Genomic DNA, 18,274 nt, shown 5'->3' with positions numbered 1-18,274 from the left:
CCAAACTTTTATGGAAGTATGATGTGTAATCTGTTCTTTTTGTCCATGCTTACTTCCGAAAGCAATACATTTCTGATGATATTTCGCTTGATGGATTTCTCCATCTTTCTGAAGGATTCCAATGCCTCTGCATGATACTCAAACATAAGATTTCTCTGAGCACTGCTTCGACCTGAAACCGCTGCCTGCAACTGCTGCAAATAGTCAACCTGCTCAATCCATGCCTCATCAATTGCAGATAGTGCTGAAACTCTGACAAAGTCATTCATAGCATTTTCCGAGTTCAAGGAAGCCTTCTTTTCCTCGAATGACTGCTCTACCCTTGCCATAATATATGCCTTCACTCTGTTTCTATTTTTGAGATTAAGATAACCAGAATCTTTCTCCATTCTGTAGGATATATTATCCAAGAGATAGCGATTCAGTGTGGACGCATCCAAATCCTTATTCTCCTTCAAAAACAGATCAACATTGTCCTCTGCAATACGCAGGAGACGGTCTTTTTCAACAGTACCACCGTCAAGCAGCATATCTCTGGTATCGTACATAAGCTTACGTTCCAGCTGAAGCACCACATCATAATCCTTGGAAGTCTTTCTGTTTGTGCTACCAAGCTCCTCATTTATCTTTTGCGCATTATTAACAATTCGCTTGATTTTTCTATCGCTTATACGTTTTGTTCCGTCGATATATTTCTGAATTTTTTCTAAATCCGTTCCTTTTTCAACAATGTCATCCTCCAAAGATACAATAAATCTGCTGTATCCAGGATCACCCTGTCTTCCAGAACGGCCTCTCGCCTGACGTTCATCACGGATATTAAGCATTCGGCCTACTCCAATAACAGCTAGGCCGCCCAGTTCCTTTACACCTGGTCCGAGCTTAATATCTGTACCACGTCCTGCCATAGATGTAGCAACAGTTATAGCTCCCATCTGGCCAGCTTCCTTAATAATATCCGCCTCCCAAAATGCGTTGTTTGCATTGAGCACTGAATGTGGCAAACCTTTTTCTACTAAAAGATGAGAAATGATTTCTGTGTCCGCAATCATAGTTGTCACTATAAGCACAGGCTGGCCTGTATCATGCTTTTTGACAGCCAGACGAATGGCAGCCTCGAACTGCTTTTTCGAATCGCTGAAATACCAATCCGGACAATCTACTCGCTGGATTGGGTTGTTGGTAGGAATAACTACTACCTGCTTGCCATAAACATCATATAGCTCGTCCTTTGCATCGTAGATAGTTCCGCTCATGCCCGACATCTTTGGGAACATAGAGAAGAAATTCTGATATGTGATGGATGCCATGGAACGGTTTTCCTGTGAAAGTTCCAAGCGCTCCTTGCACTCAATAGCCTGATGCTGGCCTCCACGAAGCTTAACTCCCTTTAGAGTACGTCCTGAGCTGGCGTCGATAAGTGCAACTTCACCATTTTCAGATATCATGTACTCTGTGCCCTTTTCGATAATCTTGTGGGCGCGAAGTGCCAGTACCAAATGACGATATATTTCGAAATACTCTGGAGCAAAAATATTGTCGATTCCAAAGTACTCTTCTGCATATTCAAGTCCCTTTTCTGTGAACCATACGTTTTTCTCTTCTACTTCGTAGTCCTCATTTTCCCTCAAAGTACGCACGAAGAAATCTGCCGATTCGTATAGGTTGGACTGGACACGTGGAGCACCAGAAATAACAAGCGGTGTGCTGGCACTGTCTAGAAGTACTGAATCAGCTTCATCAATGATTATGAAATTGAATGGACGTAAGAATCTATCGCTGGCAGACTTTACCAGATTGTTGATAAGGTAATCAAAACCAAGAGCAGAGTGTGTCGTATATACGATATCTGCTTTGTAAATTTCCTTTTTTTCGTCGTTTTCGAATCTATCATCCTCATCACGCTTTACACCTGCCATAACAGAAAGGCCCATGAATCGATATGCTGGTCCCATTTCCTCCGCATCTCGCAAAGCCAGGTATTCATTGTTTGTAACAAGGATTGCCCCTTCTCCTGTAAGACCATTTAGATACATAGGTAAGGTGGCTGTAAGTGTCTTGCCCTCTCCTGTGTTCATCTCTGCCAGATAGCCCTGATGTAATGCCACGCCTGCCATAATCTGCACATCAAAAGGATACATTCCCAGCACACGCTTGTCAGCTTCGCACATGGCAGCAAAAGCCTCTGGCAAAATCTTGTCCAGTGACTCTCCCTTCTCATAGCGCTCCTTGAAGGATGCAGTCAGCCCAGACAATTGCTGATCTGTAAGCTGCTCCATCTGCTCCTTGTATGCCTTTACCTTTTTCAGTTCTTTTCGTAGCTTATTTACAAGCTTTCTAGTTTTCACTATTATTCTTCCTCAATCTCTTCAATGGTAATTGAATGATATGTAAATTCCGTCATACCAGCATTTATCAACTGCATTCTATAGCTATATGTCTTTAAAGGACATGAAAATTCTGCCTCTGTACCTCTCACTGTAAAATCCCCTGCCTCTCGTTCATATCTATCAAGAAACACAAGGCGTACAAGATATCCTCTCCCCGTAGGAGTCTTTACATTGATTTTGATTCGGTAATGACTCTCACCATCGATGATAGGAAGTGATGGTTCGATACGCTGTGCCTGATAGTTGGTCAGAGAATACCACTCCTTTATAACTGTTCCTGGTGGCATCAGCTCATTTTCAAAATGTACGTAATTCTTCGCTTTGTAATCTATTTGCGAACCATACAGATAAGTATCTGAGCTGTATTCGTTCCAATAGATTGTCCAACTTGCCTTTTCCATTTATTTCTCCAAACCTGCGATTACATTCTTCCATTTTTCAAGAAGATGCTTTGTAGTAAACTTCTGTCCTATATCGTAAGAATAAACCTTTGCCTGGTTCCAGTTGAAAAGACTTCCAAGGAAATAATCCAATGCAACAGGTATTCTATCAATCTCCGTCATGACGAATCCGTTGTAGCCATTTTGCATATACTGTGTTTCGCGTCTGACTATCTGAGGGATGGCTGAACTGATGCAGTTTATCTGTAGGAATAAATCAGGATTGTGACGCATATCAAGCATGATACGCTGCTCACGAATACACTTGCTGACTGATAGCTCATCTACACACTGCTCCACAAAGAATCTGATAGGAATTTCTTCCTGCTCCTCAGCTTCCATTTCTTCATTTTCAGCAGTGTCATCCTCTTCCTCATGGATTACCATGCGTCTATCAAAACCAGCCTCTTCCAAAATCTCTGCAATCTTATTAAGAAGCTTTTCAGGCAAATCATAGGTGGCGTTTCTTGTGAAGATGCTGATTACCGCATTTTCATTCATCTGCAGATACTTGGCCAAAGCAATCATCATTTCCCTGAAACGTTCCTCTGGCAAGCCATCTACGGGTACAAGAACCTTTTGAACCATCAGCTTTTCACTGATACCAAAATCCATTCTAGAATCGTAAGGAGAAATATCTGTGATATTAGTGATTTCTTCTTCCATCTCTCGCTTCAAATAACGAGTGGTTGCCTCAGAATCCGTGATGATGTATCCTGCCCTTTTTACAAGTGGTCTGGAATCCAAATGATCCTTTATGCGATATCTATCTCCGTAGAAAGATAGAATACATTTCTTTTTTCCTATGATGTTCTGTGCTGCCAAATAGTTTAACTCGTGCATGGCAATACAGAAAACATCATCTTCATTATCATCCTCAATATGGGCTTCAAGCACTTCCAGGATTACATCAGTAAGACTCATGTAGATTGTCTCTTTGAAAGTCCTGGTCTCTGTTGTGTCATCAGATTTAAAAACCTGATAGGTGTTGCAGCTGGCATTGATTTCCACCGCACCTGTTTCAGCATACACACGAAGCTTCGTAACACCAGCCTCTGTCAGATAATCGGTGTAGAGCATGCGTCCATTATCATAAACCTCCGTAGATGAAACGAAACCTCTGTCATCGTAGATGTTACGACGGCTAAGCACCTCTTTCTTGTACATACTAACCTGAATAGGGTTGCCTGCTTCGCCGAAATCTATCTGGGCGTACTTGGTATTATGCAGATATGCAATTACAACAAATGGGGTATATACGAATTCGATTCCTTCTGGCCAATCCAGATTGTGAAATGAAAAAACCGCTGCCTTCTTTTTCTTAACCTCCTGAATGGCATCAAAACAAGACCAGTATGGAGCATGGAAAACTCCCTGGCGATGTAAGAAATGTCTGAAGTTTGGAGCATGACTCAAAAGAAGAATCTTAAAATCACGCATACCACTACGATAAAACATCTGAACCTGTTTTACCGTATCATCAAACTCTGTATGCATTCTTCGTGTGTGCCAACTCTGCTCAGACTCTCTCCACTCATTCTGTTGATACCAAGCTGGAATAAAATAAAGCATCGTAATTACCTCTTATAGGAAAGGCACGTAAGCATCGTAATCTCTTACTGCCCTAAGTTCTCGATATAAGTTACAGTTGATACTTGCCATCGCAATAAGAATAGATGGCAAACTGATAACTGTTGATTCTACATAACCTCTTAAATGAAGGACCAATGGGATAATAATGAAAAATCCCATAAACATTGCTGAGAAAAATGCAATCCAAAATACTCTTATAGAAATGAATCTTCGTGTGTTTTTACCAGATTTGAGACCTGTGATACTGTCTCCTGCTTTTTGCAAAGATTCTGTAAGATTCTTTGGACTGATAAATACGAATGAGAAAATTATCGTAATTACGTATAGCACTACCGTATATACAGCAATTCCAAGGGTATGTGCTGTATCCATGTTTTCGTATACCCACTGTAAGTTTTTGTCATTAGGGAACAGCATACTAAGTCCCATAGACACGTACACTGGTAGCATGAAAAACGCAGTAGAAAACATAACCGGCATCATTCCGATTGGATTTAGCTTGATTGGGATATAGTTTTTATCAGAATATATATTGTGAATAGATATTCTTTGCATAGGAATACGGTATTCACTGTTTTCAAATATGATTGTGCATATCACTGCCAAAAATCCAATTCCACCAATAACATGCATTTCCCACAGGCCGGAATTCTTGACTGTGTGAACCACACTATCCAGGATATTTACATAAATAAGAACTGTCTGACCACCTATACCGTATTTACCATTTCGAGTGGCAAGCCATAAAATCACAAAAGCTCCTGTCACCATCTGAAAACCAGATATGATTTTTGCAATGATAAGCTGAAGCCCGCCATCAAAAACATAAATTGTGGAATTAACAGTAAGATATGCCTGGACGCTAGCCCATACAAACATCAAAATAAGAGTTGCCATGGTGATTTTTTTAGGAGAAGTGTGTGCCTTTGAATCAGCACGTTTAACAGCAACTATTACCTGAACAAAGAGCATGGAAAACATAAAAGGAGAAATACCAAGCGCCAGCAAGCTGGTTTTGTATCTATCTCCTCCGATTGTTTCCATGATAAGATCTCCAGAATTGTCCTGGAATGCTTTGTAAGCTTCTAAATCAACTCCATATAAAGGAAGCTCTCTACCAACAAGGTAAACTCCCATTATTATGAAGGTAAATATTAATTTTTGAATAAGTGTTTTGGGAAAAAATTTTTGTCTCAACTGATTATCCTCCCCCCATTATGCACTTTTATTTTACTACACTAAAAGTAGAAAAAATAGAGGCAACCTTCCGGTTGCCTCCAACTATTAAAAAAGTGTCTTAGTTATTTTCTTTCTCTTTTTCCTTTTCTTTTTTAATCTTATCGTATGTAACTTTTCCAGTAATCAATGCGATAATCCACCACCAGAAACCTTTTCTTGCAAGGCTTTCATCTTCTGTGACTGTAATGCCCTTAGCAACATCATCATCTGCGATTTCTGTTACTTCAGTTTCTGCCTCATTTGCAGCCTCGATTGTACGGCCTTCTACGATTAACTCGTGGCCACCTGTCACTTCTTCGCCACCAACTGTGTCGTCATTTACAACACCAAGTGGAACTCTTGCATCATCGATAGGTGTGATTGCCTGGTTTGCAATAGCACCTGCTGCCGGCATAACTGTCTGTGCAGAAGCTGCTGGTGCTGCTGTAGATGCAGATGCTACAGGAGCAGATACTGTTGCTGCAACTGCTGCTGACTCACTTGCTGATGCACTTGTGCTAGCTGCAGTAGAAGCTTCCTCGCTTGCTGCTGTTGAAGCCTGCTCACTTGCCTGATTAGATGCTAACTCGCTAGCTTCTGTAGATGCCTGCTGGCTTGCTGCTGTGCTTGCTGCGCTCTCAGATGTGCTTGTGCTGTTAGAAAGACTTTCTGCAGTCTTTGTGCTGTTAGCAGCATACTGTGACCATGCACTATCAAGCTCATTAGAACGAGCTACATATTCGTCTACCATTGACTGGTATCCCTCAACCTGTGAACCAGTAGATGCAATTGCTGCTGATAAAGATAACATCTCTGATGCTAATTCAGAACGCTCATCCATCTGGCTATTCATGAATGCGTAGCCATAGTAATCTTTGCCTTTGTAATGGCCGTTTTCATCTGCCACCATAGAATAGCTCTGTCTTGTAATTTTGAATGTCTTTTCTGTGCCGTCATCACATTTAAATGTATATGAAAACAGATTGCCGCCCGCTCTTATGCCATTGTCTTGTAAAAACTTTTCAACAATATTGATTCCTGAAACATAAGGAGAATAATTCTCTATAGAAATACCTCTTGGAATTGCAATACCTGCGGCAACATCTTCTTCAGAAAGCTCAGACCATCTAAAGAGACTTTCTCCTCTAGCATTAGCTGTTACATAATCATAATATTCCTCATGAACCTGTCCATCAGTTCCTAAATAAATTGTACAGAAATGCTTTTTATCATATCCATCCGGTGTGTAATAATTAATCTGTGCGCTATCAATATAATTAGGATCAGCTTTTCCGTCAATTACAAGACTATACTTAATCATTGCGATTGCAAGAGGTCTGCCAGCGTGTTCAAAATAATCAGTATCTAAACTCTTGTTCTTAGCAGCTAATGCTTCTCTCTTTGCTGTTTCAATCGCCTGAGCAGCTTTAACGTCATCCTCCAATTTATCAAGCTTTGCAATGTTGTAGTTCTTAGATGCATAATCTTCTGATGTTGTAGTCATTGTCTCTGAATAGCTTTCATACTCAGATTCTGCCTCTGATGCTGAAGTAGAAAGTTGCTCAGATGTAGATGATAATTCACTTTCAACTGTAGAAAGTGATGCTCCTGACTCAGAAATCTGTTCCTCCGTATATACGGTAGCTGCCTCTGCTGTATCAGAAAGGCTAGCATCAGTTTCTGTATCATTTGTTAATTCAGTTGCAAGAGGAGCTGCCTTTCTCATAGCTTTAAGCTGAACCTTGTTTTCAGCTAACTCATTTTCATCGATTGTTTCATCTCTATAAGCCCCTCTAAGAATGGTGAATACATCGTTATTTGTATCCTCAGCTGGAGCCACAGGAGTTTCTTCTGCTGGAGTAGCTGGTGTCTCAGCTGGAGCTTCCTCTACTGGTGTAGTAGGTGTCTCAACTGGAGCTTCCTCTACTGGTGTAGTAGGTGTCTCTGCAGCTGGTGGCTCTGCTACTGGCGCTGGATTTTCTACCGCTGGAGCTGGTGCTGCAACTTCTACTGCTGCTGGTGCCGGAGCTTCTACAACCTGCTCTGTTGCTGCTGGGGCCTGTGCCTCTACTGTCTGTTGTGTCTGTGGCGTAGTATCTACAACTATCTCACCTGCTGCTTCTTCCATAGCATATACTAAATCGGCATCGCCAAGTAAAGCTGCTCCACCTACTGAAGCACCTGTAATGGCTACTCCTTTTAATAAACTTCTTACCTTCTTTTCACCCATTTTTCATTCCTCTCTTTCACAAATTCCTATTCATTTATTTGTATATATTTTATCGGTAAATTGTGAACTTTTTTTGCTCCCCGCTGCCAGTTATTGCCATTTTTCCTTACTTTTTGCCAATTCACAGAATGATTAAATTGCAAGAATTATCTGTCAAAATCCTCCTTCAAAACACGCTCATATTGACCTTTAAACCAGGCACCAATTCCAGCGGTATTATCATTGTGGCGACCATGTAATCCTTTTCCGTAAACCTGCACACCGGCTGAATTCAATTCCGAAATCAATTTATTATAAGCAGTAGAATCATAATCATCTTCAATCATATAAGAAACAATAAACTTAGTATGGCCAAAATCTGTATTTCTAATCTTATTCCATACTCGTTCATTAAGCCTATCTATTGCCTCTTTATCTGTTCCTCCACCATATCTCTTTAAAATGTCTAGTGATGTTGGAAATCCTTTTGGTCGCTTCAACGTCTCATTTGCAGCGATATCGCCAAGGCTAGCCAAAGGTTTTCCTAAAATAAGAGCATGAGGTCTCATGTCGCAACCATAATATAATGAGCCAATTGTTCCCATAGATATTCCCGAAAGAATCAACTGATCTGGATAAAATCCCAGCTTATTTAGATGCTCGTCAATTATCTTAACCATCAACGCTTCAAACTCTGGGCTTCCCATATAAAAGCCACCGCCTTCAAAACGTTGCTCTGCAATCAGCAAAAATGGGCATCCCATTTTTCGCATCATGTAATATCCTTCAAAACCTTCTTGGGTTTTATAGCCTGAAAAATAAACTGCAAGTGGTGGTTTGAAATCTCCTGGATCAAAGTAAGAGAAAATCTCCTCTCGTTCAGATGTGACATAGCGTTTACCACCCACCATAAATGTGCCTAAATCCCATCTAGATACTCGGTCGTGCAAAGCTATAATATTCAGCTTTCCCTGGCCTGCTGCACGAAGTGATACAAACAGCTGGCCATCACCATTTCGACCTTCAATAAGGACAGGTTCTTTCAAATCTTCTTCGCTAAACGTCCAGGAATCTCGAACGTCAGATAGAGAGCCTGGCACAAACTGAGTAATTGATAATGATATTTCTACAGTGTCGTCTTTTTCGTACTCTAGCCAAAATTCCAATCCTTGGTCTTTTACTATTGGAATATTATTCTTCCAGAAAGCAACCTGGGTAAACTCATTTCCATAATCCCCCTGTAACTCTACAGCATACTGTCCATTCCATCTGATGCTTCCTTTGAAGCCCTGAGCAACACCAACATTTTCTGGCTTAAACTTTTCTCCATATGGGTGTGGAAAATACTTCTTTGTCTCATTGGTCAGAAAATCCTGAATATCCTCCATCGCCAAATTTTTGCCCATTCTTCGATTGAAAAGTCTGGTGGTAGGCCGATTAAGCTTGAAATCTCCAACAATAAAGACGCAGTATGACATGGACATTTGTAAAACTGCCTCAACCTCGTCCTCCTCCAGATTTCTTTCAAGCATAACAATCTCATATATTTCTTTTTTCTTTTCGATTGTATTATCAGCAAAGATAATCTTTACATTGTCAGGATAGCTATATTTGTTTTCCCAACTTTCTGTTCCAATCTGTAAAATCCTAATCTTATCCATGTAAATTTAAGCCCTTCGTGCAATATAAAAGCCCAGCAAGCATTACTACAAGCTGGGCTTTAAATCTTAATTATCTCTTTCCTCTATTTTCAGTCCAAGTGGCTTATCCAAAAGTGAAAGGATACTAGCAACTGGAACAATATATAGAGCCTTAACTGCTACCTTGAATGAATCAAGATTCTCCCCCTGTAGTGCTACTACTATTATTGCACAAATTACTACTCCAAGCCAAATACATAAATCAGCAACATTTTCATTCATAACCACTTTTATGATGATTGCAATTACAAGTACCGCAATTGCGATAGTCCAAGGTGTTGCAAGAACCACCTTTAATCCTTCGCCAAATGAACCTATGTTGTTAAAGTTGTATGAAACTACATTCTGTAAAAATGCTGCTCCATTTTTGAAATACCATAAATATAATCCCATTGGGACTGCTACAGTTATCCAACCTTCAATTGTTGAGAACCAGAATGCTCTGTACCCCTTTCCATCAATGCCATCAACCTTGAATTTGATTGCAAAGAATACAATAAGTATTGCCCAAAAGATTGCATATCCCGGTTGGATAAAAAGAACCAGGCCTAAATCAATTGCAAGCAAATATGTATGATGTGATAGCATTCCTGCCTTTAGCTGACGAGCCACATGGTAACAAGTCAGTGACATAATAAAGAACAATATTTCTTCTGCACCAGCATGGGTAAGTGCTCCCCATTCAAAAATGGCAACCACTGCCGCTGCAACCCAAGCAAAAATATTCGATGTGTAAAGCTTTGCTGTCTTATATAAGAATAATATAGACACAAAATTGAGAGCTGTCTCCATTATAAACTGAACTAAGTGAGTGTCTGTTGGTAAATAACCAAGTCCAAAGAACTCATATACAACTGGTCCGTAGTGACCATCCAATTCAACGTAAGCAAGATATCCTTCTCTTACTGAATACGCAATACTAAGGATTTCTTCCTGAACCTGAGTAAAGACATTGTTCATCCAAGGATTTAATGGGCTTGAAATTGCAACAATACCAGCAATCACAAGGACCGCAAGGAATTCCAAACATCTTTTTTGATTTTTGTTCATATATTACCTCCTACGCATAATATAAAGAGTGGAAAATGTCTGACATCTTCCACTCTTATATTATAATTCACTTTCTAGTTACATTCCACACACTTTTGTGAATTATTTCTCATATGTAGCTTTAATTACTTGTCTGTATCTTCAACTTCCTTTTCAACAATGCTTCTCTTATCCTTAGCAACCTTTCCAGTAATTGCTGTGATAATGATAAGAATCCAATACCACCAAACTCTTCCACCTAAACCGCTCTTTGTGATAGAAAGTGGTGTCTCCTCATCCTGGATTGTTGTGTACTCATCCTCAAACTCTGATGCCAAATCATCTGTTGAGTCTAATCTTACAGCAAGTGGTACCTGCTGTTCCTCAATTGTTGTCTCAGCTCCGCCAATCTCATTGAATGATGAAACTGTGCTTGTAGATGAAGCATCTGTTGAAACTTCATTATATGAAGAAGTTGTTGTTGCTGTTGTTGTAGTAGCTGTGTCATTTGTCTCACTTGCTGATGAAGGAGTGCTTGTGCCGCCGTTACCAGTATTGTCATTTGCTGTGCTTGTAGCTGCAGATGCGCTTGCTGACTCTGATGCACTTGTGCTTGCTGATGTGCTTACACTTGTTGATGCGCTCTCACTTGCTGAGATGCTTGCGCTTGTCGATGCGCTCTCACTTGCTGATGTACTTGCACTTGTCGATGCACTTGCGCTTGCTGATGTACTTGCACTTGTACTAGCTGATGCGCTGTGACTCAAGCTAGCTCTCTCTGAAGCACTAAGGCTCATGCTCTCTGACAAGCTAAGGCTAACTGAAAGTGACATGCTTGCACTCTCTGAGAGTGAAATACTCTCTGATGTTGAAGCACGCTCGCTAAGTGAAGCACTTGTTGAAAGACTCTCCGATGTTGAGGCACTCTCACTAAGTGAAGCACTTATGCTTGCAGACTCAGACAAGCTTGCGCTTGTTGAAGCAGACTCGCTGGCTGAGATGCTTGCACTTGTTGATGCCGACTCGCTGGCTGAGATGCTTGCACTTGTTGATTCACTTGTGCTTGTTGATGCACTCTCTGATGCACTTGTACTTGCTGATGTGCTTGCGCTTATTGAGGCACTCTCTGATGCACTTGTACTTGCTGATGTGCTTGCGCTTATTGAGGCACTTTCACTTGCTGAAATACTTGCGCTTGTTGAAGCACTTTCACTTGCTGATAAGCTCTCACTTACAGAAGCACTTATTGATTCTGAAGCACTTGTGCTAGCTGATTCACTCTGGCTAAGTGATGTACTTGTTGACTCACTTAATGATGCTGAATCACTTAAGCTAGTTGATGTGCTTGCACTTGTTGATGCGCTTGTACTTGCTGACTCACTATCGCTAAGTGATATACTTGTTGATTCGCTCAAGCTTACTGATGTGCTATCACTAAGTGATGCACTTGTGCTTGCTGATTCACTTAATGACTCACTTAATGATGCTGAATCACTCAAGCTTGTTGATGTACTTGTACTCTCTGATACTGAGTCGCTCAGGCTAGTTGATGTACTTACACTCTCTGATACTGAGTTACTTAAACTTGTTGATATGCTTTCGCTAAGCGATGTGCTTGTTGACTCACTCAGGCTTACTGATGTGCTGTCACTAAGTGATGTGCTTGTTGACTCGCTCAAGCTAGCTGATGTGCTTGCGCTAAGTGATGCACTTGTGCTTGCTGATTCACTTAATGACTCACTTAATGATGCTGAATCACTCAAGCTTGTTGATGTACTTGTACTCTCTGATACTGAGTCGCTCAGGCTAGTTGATGTACTTACACTCTCTGATACTGAGTTACTTAAACTTGTTGATGTGCTTTCGCTCTCTGAAACTGAGTTGCTCAAGCTTGTTGATGTGCTGGCACTTGTCGATGCACTCTCACTTGCTGATGTGCTCTGGCTAAGTGATGTGCTTGTTGACTCACTTACTGATGCTGAATCACTTAGGCTTGTTGATGTGCTGACACTTGTCGATGCACTCTCACTTGTTGATGCGCTTGTGCTTGCTGATGCGCTTGTGCTTGCTGATGCGCTATTGCTAAGCGATGTACTTGTTGACTCACTTAAGCTTGCTGATGTGCTATCACTAAGTGATGTGCTTGTTGACTCACTCACTGATGCTGAATCACTTAAGCTTGTTGATGTACTTGCACTTGTTGAAGTACTTGTACTTGCTGATTCACTCTGGCTAAGCGATGTACTTGTTGACTCACTTACTGATGCTGAATCACTTAGGCTTGTTGAAGTACTTGCTGATGCACTTTCGCTTATTGAGGCACTTGTACTTGCTGATGTACTTGCACTCTCTGATACTAAGTCACTCAGGCTAGTTGATGTACTTATACTCTCTGATACTGAGTTACTTAAACTTGTTGATGCGCTTGTGCTTGCTGACTCACTATTGCTTATTGAAGTGCTCTCACTTGCTGATTCACTTGCACTTGTTGATGTGCTGGCACTAGCTGATGTAGATGCACTTTCTGATGCACTTGTACTTGTTGACTCACTCTGGCTAAGCGATGTGCTTGTTGACTCACTCAAACTTGCTGATGTGCTATCACTAAGTGATATACTTGTTGACTCGCTCAAGCTTGCTGATGCGCTATCACTAGCTGACTCGCTATTGCTAAGCGATGTACTTGTTGACTCACTTAATGATGCTGAATCACTTAAGCTTGTTGATGTACTAACACTTGTCGATGCACTCTCACTAACTGATGCGCTTGCACTATTTGATGCACTTGTACTTGCTGATGTACTTGCACTTGTTGATGCGCTCTCACTTGCTGATGTACTTGCGCTTGTTGATGCACTTTCACTTGCTGATGTGCTTGTGCTTGTTGATGCACTTTCACTTGCTGATGCGCTTGCACTATTTGATGCACTTGTACTTGCTGATGTACTTGCACTTGTTGATGCGCTCTCACTTGCTGATGTACTTGCGCTTGTTGATGCACTTTCACTTGCTGATGTGCTTGTGCTTGTTGATGCGCTTTCACTTGCTGATAAGCTCTCACTTACTGAAGCACTTATTGACTGTGAAGTACTTGTACTTGCTGAGAGGCTTTCGCTAACTGATTCAGAAATACTTAAGCTTACAGAAATACTCTCGCTAATTGAAATACTTGTGCTTGCTGACTCACTCTGGCTAAGTGATGCACTCTCACTTGCCGATGTGCTTGCACTTGTTGATGCACTTTCGCTTGCTGACGTAGACGCACTTTCTGATGCGCTTGTACTTGCAGACTCACTCTGACTAAGTGATGTACTTGTTGACTCACTTACTGATGTTGAATCACTCATGCTTGTCGATGTGCTTGCACTTGTTGATGCGCTCTCGCTTGCTGATGTAGATGCACTTTCTGAAGCACTTGTACTAGCTGATGTACTTGCACTTGTTGAAACGCTTGTACTTGCTGACTCGCTCTGGCTAAGTGATGTACTTGTTGATTCACTCAAACTTACTGATGTGCTATCACTAAGCGATGTGCTTGTTGACTCACTTAAACTTACTGATGTGCTATCACTGAGTGATGTGCTTGTTGACTCACTCACTGATGCTGAATCACTTATGCTTGCTGATGTACTTGCACTTGTCGATGCGCTCTCACTTGCTGATGCAGATACACTCGCACTTACAGACAGGCTCTGGCTTACATACTCAGATAAGCTTGCGCTAAGTGATGTGCTAATGCTCTCACTGATTGAAGCACTTTCACTTGCTGACGCACTAAGTGACTCTGATCTAGATAATGATGCACTATCAGATGCTGCTGCACTCTCTGATAATGACTGGCTGCGCGACTGTGACGCGCTATCTGATGTTGATGCGCTTTCTGATAATGATTCGCTTCTGATTCCAGACTCACTCTGTGAAGCCTCAGCACTTGCACTTACAGATGCTTCCCAAGATGAAGACTCTGATGCAACCTGGCTTGCTGACTCTGAAAGTGATGTTACCTGGCTTCTCTCCTCAGCATAGTCATCTTTTCCTGTATTGAAATCATCTTCTGAATAATATACGTAACCCTTCTTTCCAAAGTTACCATCTTTTACTTCGCCAAACTTGTTAGTGTATGTGTCGCTACCATCATTCTCTTTAGCAACAAACTTTGGAGAGAATGTGTTTGTAGTAGATGCTGTGCTTGCTGCTGAATAAAGTGTAATTACCTGTGCCTCATATGTTGATCCACTAGCATCAGTATATGCAGTAAGTGTGTATGTACCATCACCGTTATTCACGATGTTAGATGACTCGTAATAATATGTAGTATCACCAATTTTAATGGCAGTATATGAATCCTGTAACCATACCCACTTGTTGTATCTATATACCTTATTCTGTGTAACAAGATTTACCGTATTTCCGTTTTCATCTACAAGAGTTGACACACTAGTAACACCTGATGAATCTACAGAAATAGCACCAACAGTTGAATCACTAGTATTTCTTGTTAATCCAACGAATGTATTGTTCCAATCATTGTCTAATGATGAGTACTGTCCTAAATCATAATAAGTAGTTCCATCTGCAGACTTATATGTACCCCAGCATGAATCTCTTACAATTGTAGTTTCAGAATTAATAGCAGAAGTTCCTGTGATTGAGAATGTTCCATCATCGTTAAGAACAACCTCAGCATCTGTTTCTACACCATTGATGTAGTAAACACACTCTGTAGTCTCAGTGCCATCCTCAGCTGTAAGAGTCTGATAATCCCATGTAAGCACATTGCCATTGCCGTCAGAATACTGAACTGTCTTCTGAACAACCATGATTCCGCCAACCACGTATGGATTGTCGTGCTGATCTGAATTCTCAGTTCCGATAAATGATGCACCGTCGCCTGCTGCAAGTGCATTGCCATTATCATCTACTGTTACGTAGTCGAAATAAGCATACTTTGTCTCTCCAGCTGCATCGATGTATGTAACCTTTACACTATTTGTTGTGTAGCTGCTAGAATCCCACTCGCTATATACGATTTCGCCTACATAACCTTCCTGATAGAACGCATACTGAATAAGAAGGTTTGCAAGCTTATCGCCATATCCATAATAGTTATTTGAAGACGATGAATGGTTGAGCCACTGGCCATTTTCCTTAGCAACCTCCTGAGCTGCCTTGAGCTCTTCCTGTGCCTGCTCGATTTCCTTTATAAGATTCTCAAGATAATCATCCTCTAATCCTGCCTCTGAGAAAGATGTAGATGCTGATTCATATGCAGCCTCTGCCTCAGACATAGCTGTAGAAAGGCTAGCTGACTCTGAAGCTAACTCCTGAGAATTAGATGTTGATGTACTTTCAATTTCATCGTTTTCTGATTTTAATGAATCTGCTGATGATGCCGATGTGGATTCGATCTCAGAAGTCTCTGTTGCAAGAGATTCTTTAGATGATTCAGATGTTGATTCTATCTGAGAATCCTCTGTTGATAATGAAGTGCTAGCTGATTCCGATACAACTGCAACTTCAGAAGCAACGTTAGATGCATTTTCATCTACTGGTGCAGTCTCATCAAGATTAGCTGCAACCTGCTGGTCTGTATTTGTAACGGCAGATGCTTCAAGATCAACTTCTTCGATCTGAGTTGTAGATTCAGCAACGGCCTCTACTTCTACTGTTTCCTGTTGTACTGACTGAACTGTAGTCTCAACAACCTGCTCTGCCTGAACCTGTGTTGTCTCAAGGACGATAACGCCTTCGGCATTAGCAGCAGCTTGTTCTTCGCCAAGCTCAGCAGCATAAGCTAAATTAGCATCACCAAGCACTGAAGCTCCGCCAACTGTAGCACCTGTGATTGCCACTCCCTTTAACAAATTCTCGACCTTCTTCTTTGACATCCTTGTACTCCTTCTATTTAATATACCATTACAAATTATTGTCCAATTATCATTTAATGTTATTCTATCACGCAATTTATATTTTTAAATAGAATTTAGTAACTATTCTTGCCAAAAAAGTTACATTTCTGCCAAATAATAATTTCTCGTCAATTTTATAACGATATATCTTCTCTTAAAACTCCGTGTACTGTAAATCTCATGCCCGATGTTGAGCATGTTGACAGGGTCACCACCCTATCTGCCGAGGTAACTTCCTCTGTATCCACTACTTCGTATGAATGACGAAGCAGCTCTGAAATGTAATCATCAAACTCTTCACAATCTGAATATGGCACCGCATAAACCCAAGATGCAGCCTCCGTATCAAAGTATGAAAAAATCTCATATCGCATTTTCGAATCAGGGGTGATTATCTGGAAATATCGATGCTCATCCAAATACCCTTCCTCTGATTTATAATATTTTAAAGTGCCAAACATTGAAAGATTTCTCATGTTATGGCCGTAGATAATGCTGTGACTATCTGTAAAATCCGGATAATTGTATCCCTCCAGGAAAATAGAACCAGCCTTTGCACTTTCACCTTCCATTGTGGTGCGAAGATATGTCTCATCATCACCTGAATACAAAATAGGATAACTGATATCTGTACCCTCTACGTAAATCCATGCAACCACATCTGGATTAATCTGCTGCAGTGAATCAAAATCAACATCTATCATGCTGTCCCATGAATCGTCGCTAACCTGCTCATTTATATTTATATAGGAAGAATTAAGTTCACTATATAAACTGTTTGAGTTCTGATAATCCATAAATATATATAAGAAACCGCCCATGGAACCAACGATGATTACTAAGCCAAGAGCCAGGAAAACCTTTGGGTTAACCTTTGTATTTTGCCTTTTGTTTTCAGCCTTTTCCTTATCCTGACTTTTATCACCTGCATTTGAAAGCAACAATCCAATGATTAACAGCATCACCGCTATAACTTTTCCTGTTATTTCAGAAAGCCATGAAGCAAGGTAGCCTAAAAATGGAACATGGGCCACAACCCTTCCGATAACATTTACATATGCTACTGGGACAAAATCTTCAGTGTCATTTGCATCACCCTTTGTAGTGATTAGCTTCGACTGTGAATCAATAGATGTGATTCGGTGAGTCACCACGCTGGCTCCAGATTCGAATGCAATTACATCGCCCTCTGCTAGCTCATTAAACTCAGCATTCTTCACATAGACAATGGAGCCTACTGATATAGAAGGCTCCATCGATCCTGATATTACGTTATATGTTTGTATACCTAGCAACTTTGGTACCGCTACTGGTAAGCATGCTAGAATTATCAATCCAATTAACAGATTTCCTATTACTTTAAAGACTCTAGAATTCATTGTGCTAGTTTAGATTTTCCCTCTCATTTTTTTCTTTAATTGTTGCGGCTATGGTAGTCACAACAACTAACGAGCCAAAGACTATCATAACTACCACATCACGTTTGTATCGCTCAAAGGTAGCCATGCTTTCTAAACCAAGCGGAACTTCCTCTTCTTCAATTTCCACTTGCTGCTTTGAATCGTCTACTACTTGCTCCTGCGCTTGTTCCGTTTTGTCTTTTTCTTCGCTAGCATATACTGGCAGGGCTATGAATAAACTTAAGCATAATATTAAAATGCTCTTTTTAATCTTTCCCCTCATATTCTCTTTTGCTCCCCTGAAGAAACTGATAATACCTCTAAAAACTTTACGCATGTTTCCTCATAAACAGTGTAACATATTTTCACCCCGTACTGAAATAATT

Annotated in this window: 10 protein-coding genes; all 10 read right to left on the bottom strand. The window is 40.7% G+C overall.

Annotation, left to right across the window (positions count from 1 at the left end; genetic code table 11):
• Window positions 1–8 precede the first annotated feature (8 nt).
• Window positions 9–2,348: an accessory Sec system translocase SecA2 gene (secA2, locus tag E7274_RS08520; RefSeq protein ID WP_304175254.1), complete on the bottom strand. Its 2,340-nt coding sequence runs from the start codon at window positions 2,346–2,348 to the stop codon at window positions 9–11.
• 2 nt (window positions 2,349–2,350) lie between these two features.
• Window positions 2,351–2,791 (bottom strand): accessory Sec system protein Asp3, encoded by a 441-nt coding sequence (gene asp3, locus E7274_RS08515; protein ID WP_304175252.1) that lies wholly within the window; start codon window positions 2,789–2,791, stop codon window positions 2,351–2,353.
• Entirely contained in the window at window positions 2,792–4,402 is a 1,611-nt protein-coding gene (asp1, locus tag E7274_RS08510; RefSeq protein ID WP_304175250.1) for an accessory Sec system protein Asp1, read from the bottom strand.
• A 12-nt stretch (window positions 4,403–4,414) separates the two neighbouring features.
• Window positions 4,415–5,620: a preprotein translocase subunit SecY gene (locus E7274_RS08505; protein ID WP_304175249.1), complete on the bottom strand. Its 1,206-nt coding sequence runs from the start codon at window positions 5,618–5,620 to the stop codon at window positions 4,415–4,417.
• 100 nt (window positions 5,621–5,720) lie between these two features.
• Window positions 5,721–7,871 (bottom strand): hypothetical protein, encoded by a 2,151-nt coding sequence (locus E7274_RS08500; protein ID WP_304175248.1) that lies wholly within the window; start codon window positions 7,869–7,871, stop codon window positions 5,721–5,723.
• 146 nt (window positions 7,872–8,017) lie between these two features.
• Window positions 8,018–9,511, bottom strand: coding sequence for an accessory Sec system protein Asp2 (gene asp2 / locus E7274_RS08495; protein WP_304175246.1), 1,494 nt, complete (start codon window positions 9,509–9,511; stop codon window positions 8,018–8,020).
• A 66-nt stretch (window positions 9,512–9,577) separates the two neighbouring features.
• Entirely contained in the window at window positions 9,578–10,600 is a 1,023-nt protein-coding gene (locus E7274_RS08490) for a hypothetical protein (RefSeq protein WP_304175244.1), read from the bottom strand.
• 125 nt (window positions 10,601–10,725) lie between these two features.
• Window positions 10,726–16,467 carry an accessory Sec-dependent LPXTG-anchored adhesin gene (locus E7274_RS08485; RefSeq protein ID WP_304175242.1) on the bottom strand — a complete coding sequence of 1,914 codons (5,742 nt, stop codon included), beginning with the start codon at window positions 16,465–16,467 and terminating at the stop codon, window positions 10,726–10,728.
• Window positions 16,468–16,622: 155 nt separating this feature from the next.
• Window positions 16,623–17,867, bottom strand: a complete 1,245-nt coding sequence (gene srtB / locus E7274_RS08480) for a class B sortase (RefSeq protein ID WP_304175240.1) — start codon at window positions 17,865–17,867, stop codon at window positions 16,623–16,625.
• Between the two features lie 4 nt (window positions 17,868–17,871).
• Window positions 17,872–18,225: a hypothetical protein gene (locus E7274_RS08475; protein ID WP_304175238.1), complete on the bottom strand. Its 354-nt coding sequence runs from the start codon at window positions 18,223–18,225 to the stop codon at window positions 17,872–17,874.
• Between the last annotated feature and the right edge of the window lie 49 nt (window positions 18,226–18,274).

It is taken from the genome of Pseudobutyrivibrio ruminis, from assembly GCF_015057245.1.
Lineage (GTDB): Bacteria > Bacillota > Clostridia > Lachnospirales > Lachnospiraceae > Pseudobutyrivibrio > Pseudobutyrivibrio ruminis_E.
The sequence above is the reverse complement of the archived record's forward strand: the minus strand, read 5'-3'. Positions and strand labels throughout refer to the sequence as shown.

Bases quoted from the DNA above. Each gene is read 5' to 3' on its own strand.
- asp3 (WP_304175252.1), bottom strand. From the start codon at position 2,791: ATGGAAAAGGCAAGTTGGACAATCTATTGGAACGAATACAGCTCAGAT.
- asp1 (WP_304175250.1), bottom strand. From the start codon at position 4,402: ATGCTTTATTTTATTCCAGCTTGGTATCAACAGAATGAGTGGAGAGAG.
- E7274_RS08500 (WP_304175248.1), bottom strand. From the start codon at position 7,871: ATGGGTGAAAAGAAGGTAAGAAGTTTATTAAAAGGAGTAGCCATTACA.
- asp2 (WP_304175246.1), bottom strand. From the start codon at position 9,511: ATGGATAAGATTAGGATTTTACAGATTGGAACAGAAAGTTGGGAAAAC.
- E7274_RS08490 (WP_304175244.1), bottom strand. From the start codon at position 10,600: ATGAACAAAAATCAAAAAAGATGTTTGGAATTCCTTGCGGTCCTTGTG.
- E7274_RS08485 (WP_304175242.1), bottom strand. From the start codon at position 16,467: ATGTCAAAGAAGAAGGTCGAGAATTTGTTAAAGGGAGTGGCAATCACA.
- srtB (WP_304175240.1), bottom strand. From the start codon at position 17,867: ATGAATTCTAGAGTCTTTAAAGTAATAGGAAATCTGTTAATTGGATTG.
- E7274_RS08475 (WP_304175238.1), bottom strand. From the start codon at position 18,225: ATGCGTAAAGTTTTTAGAGGTATTATCAGTTTCTTCAGGGGAGCAAAA.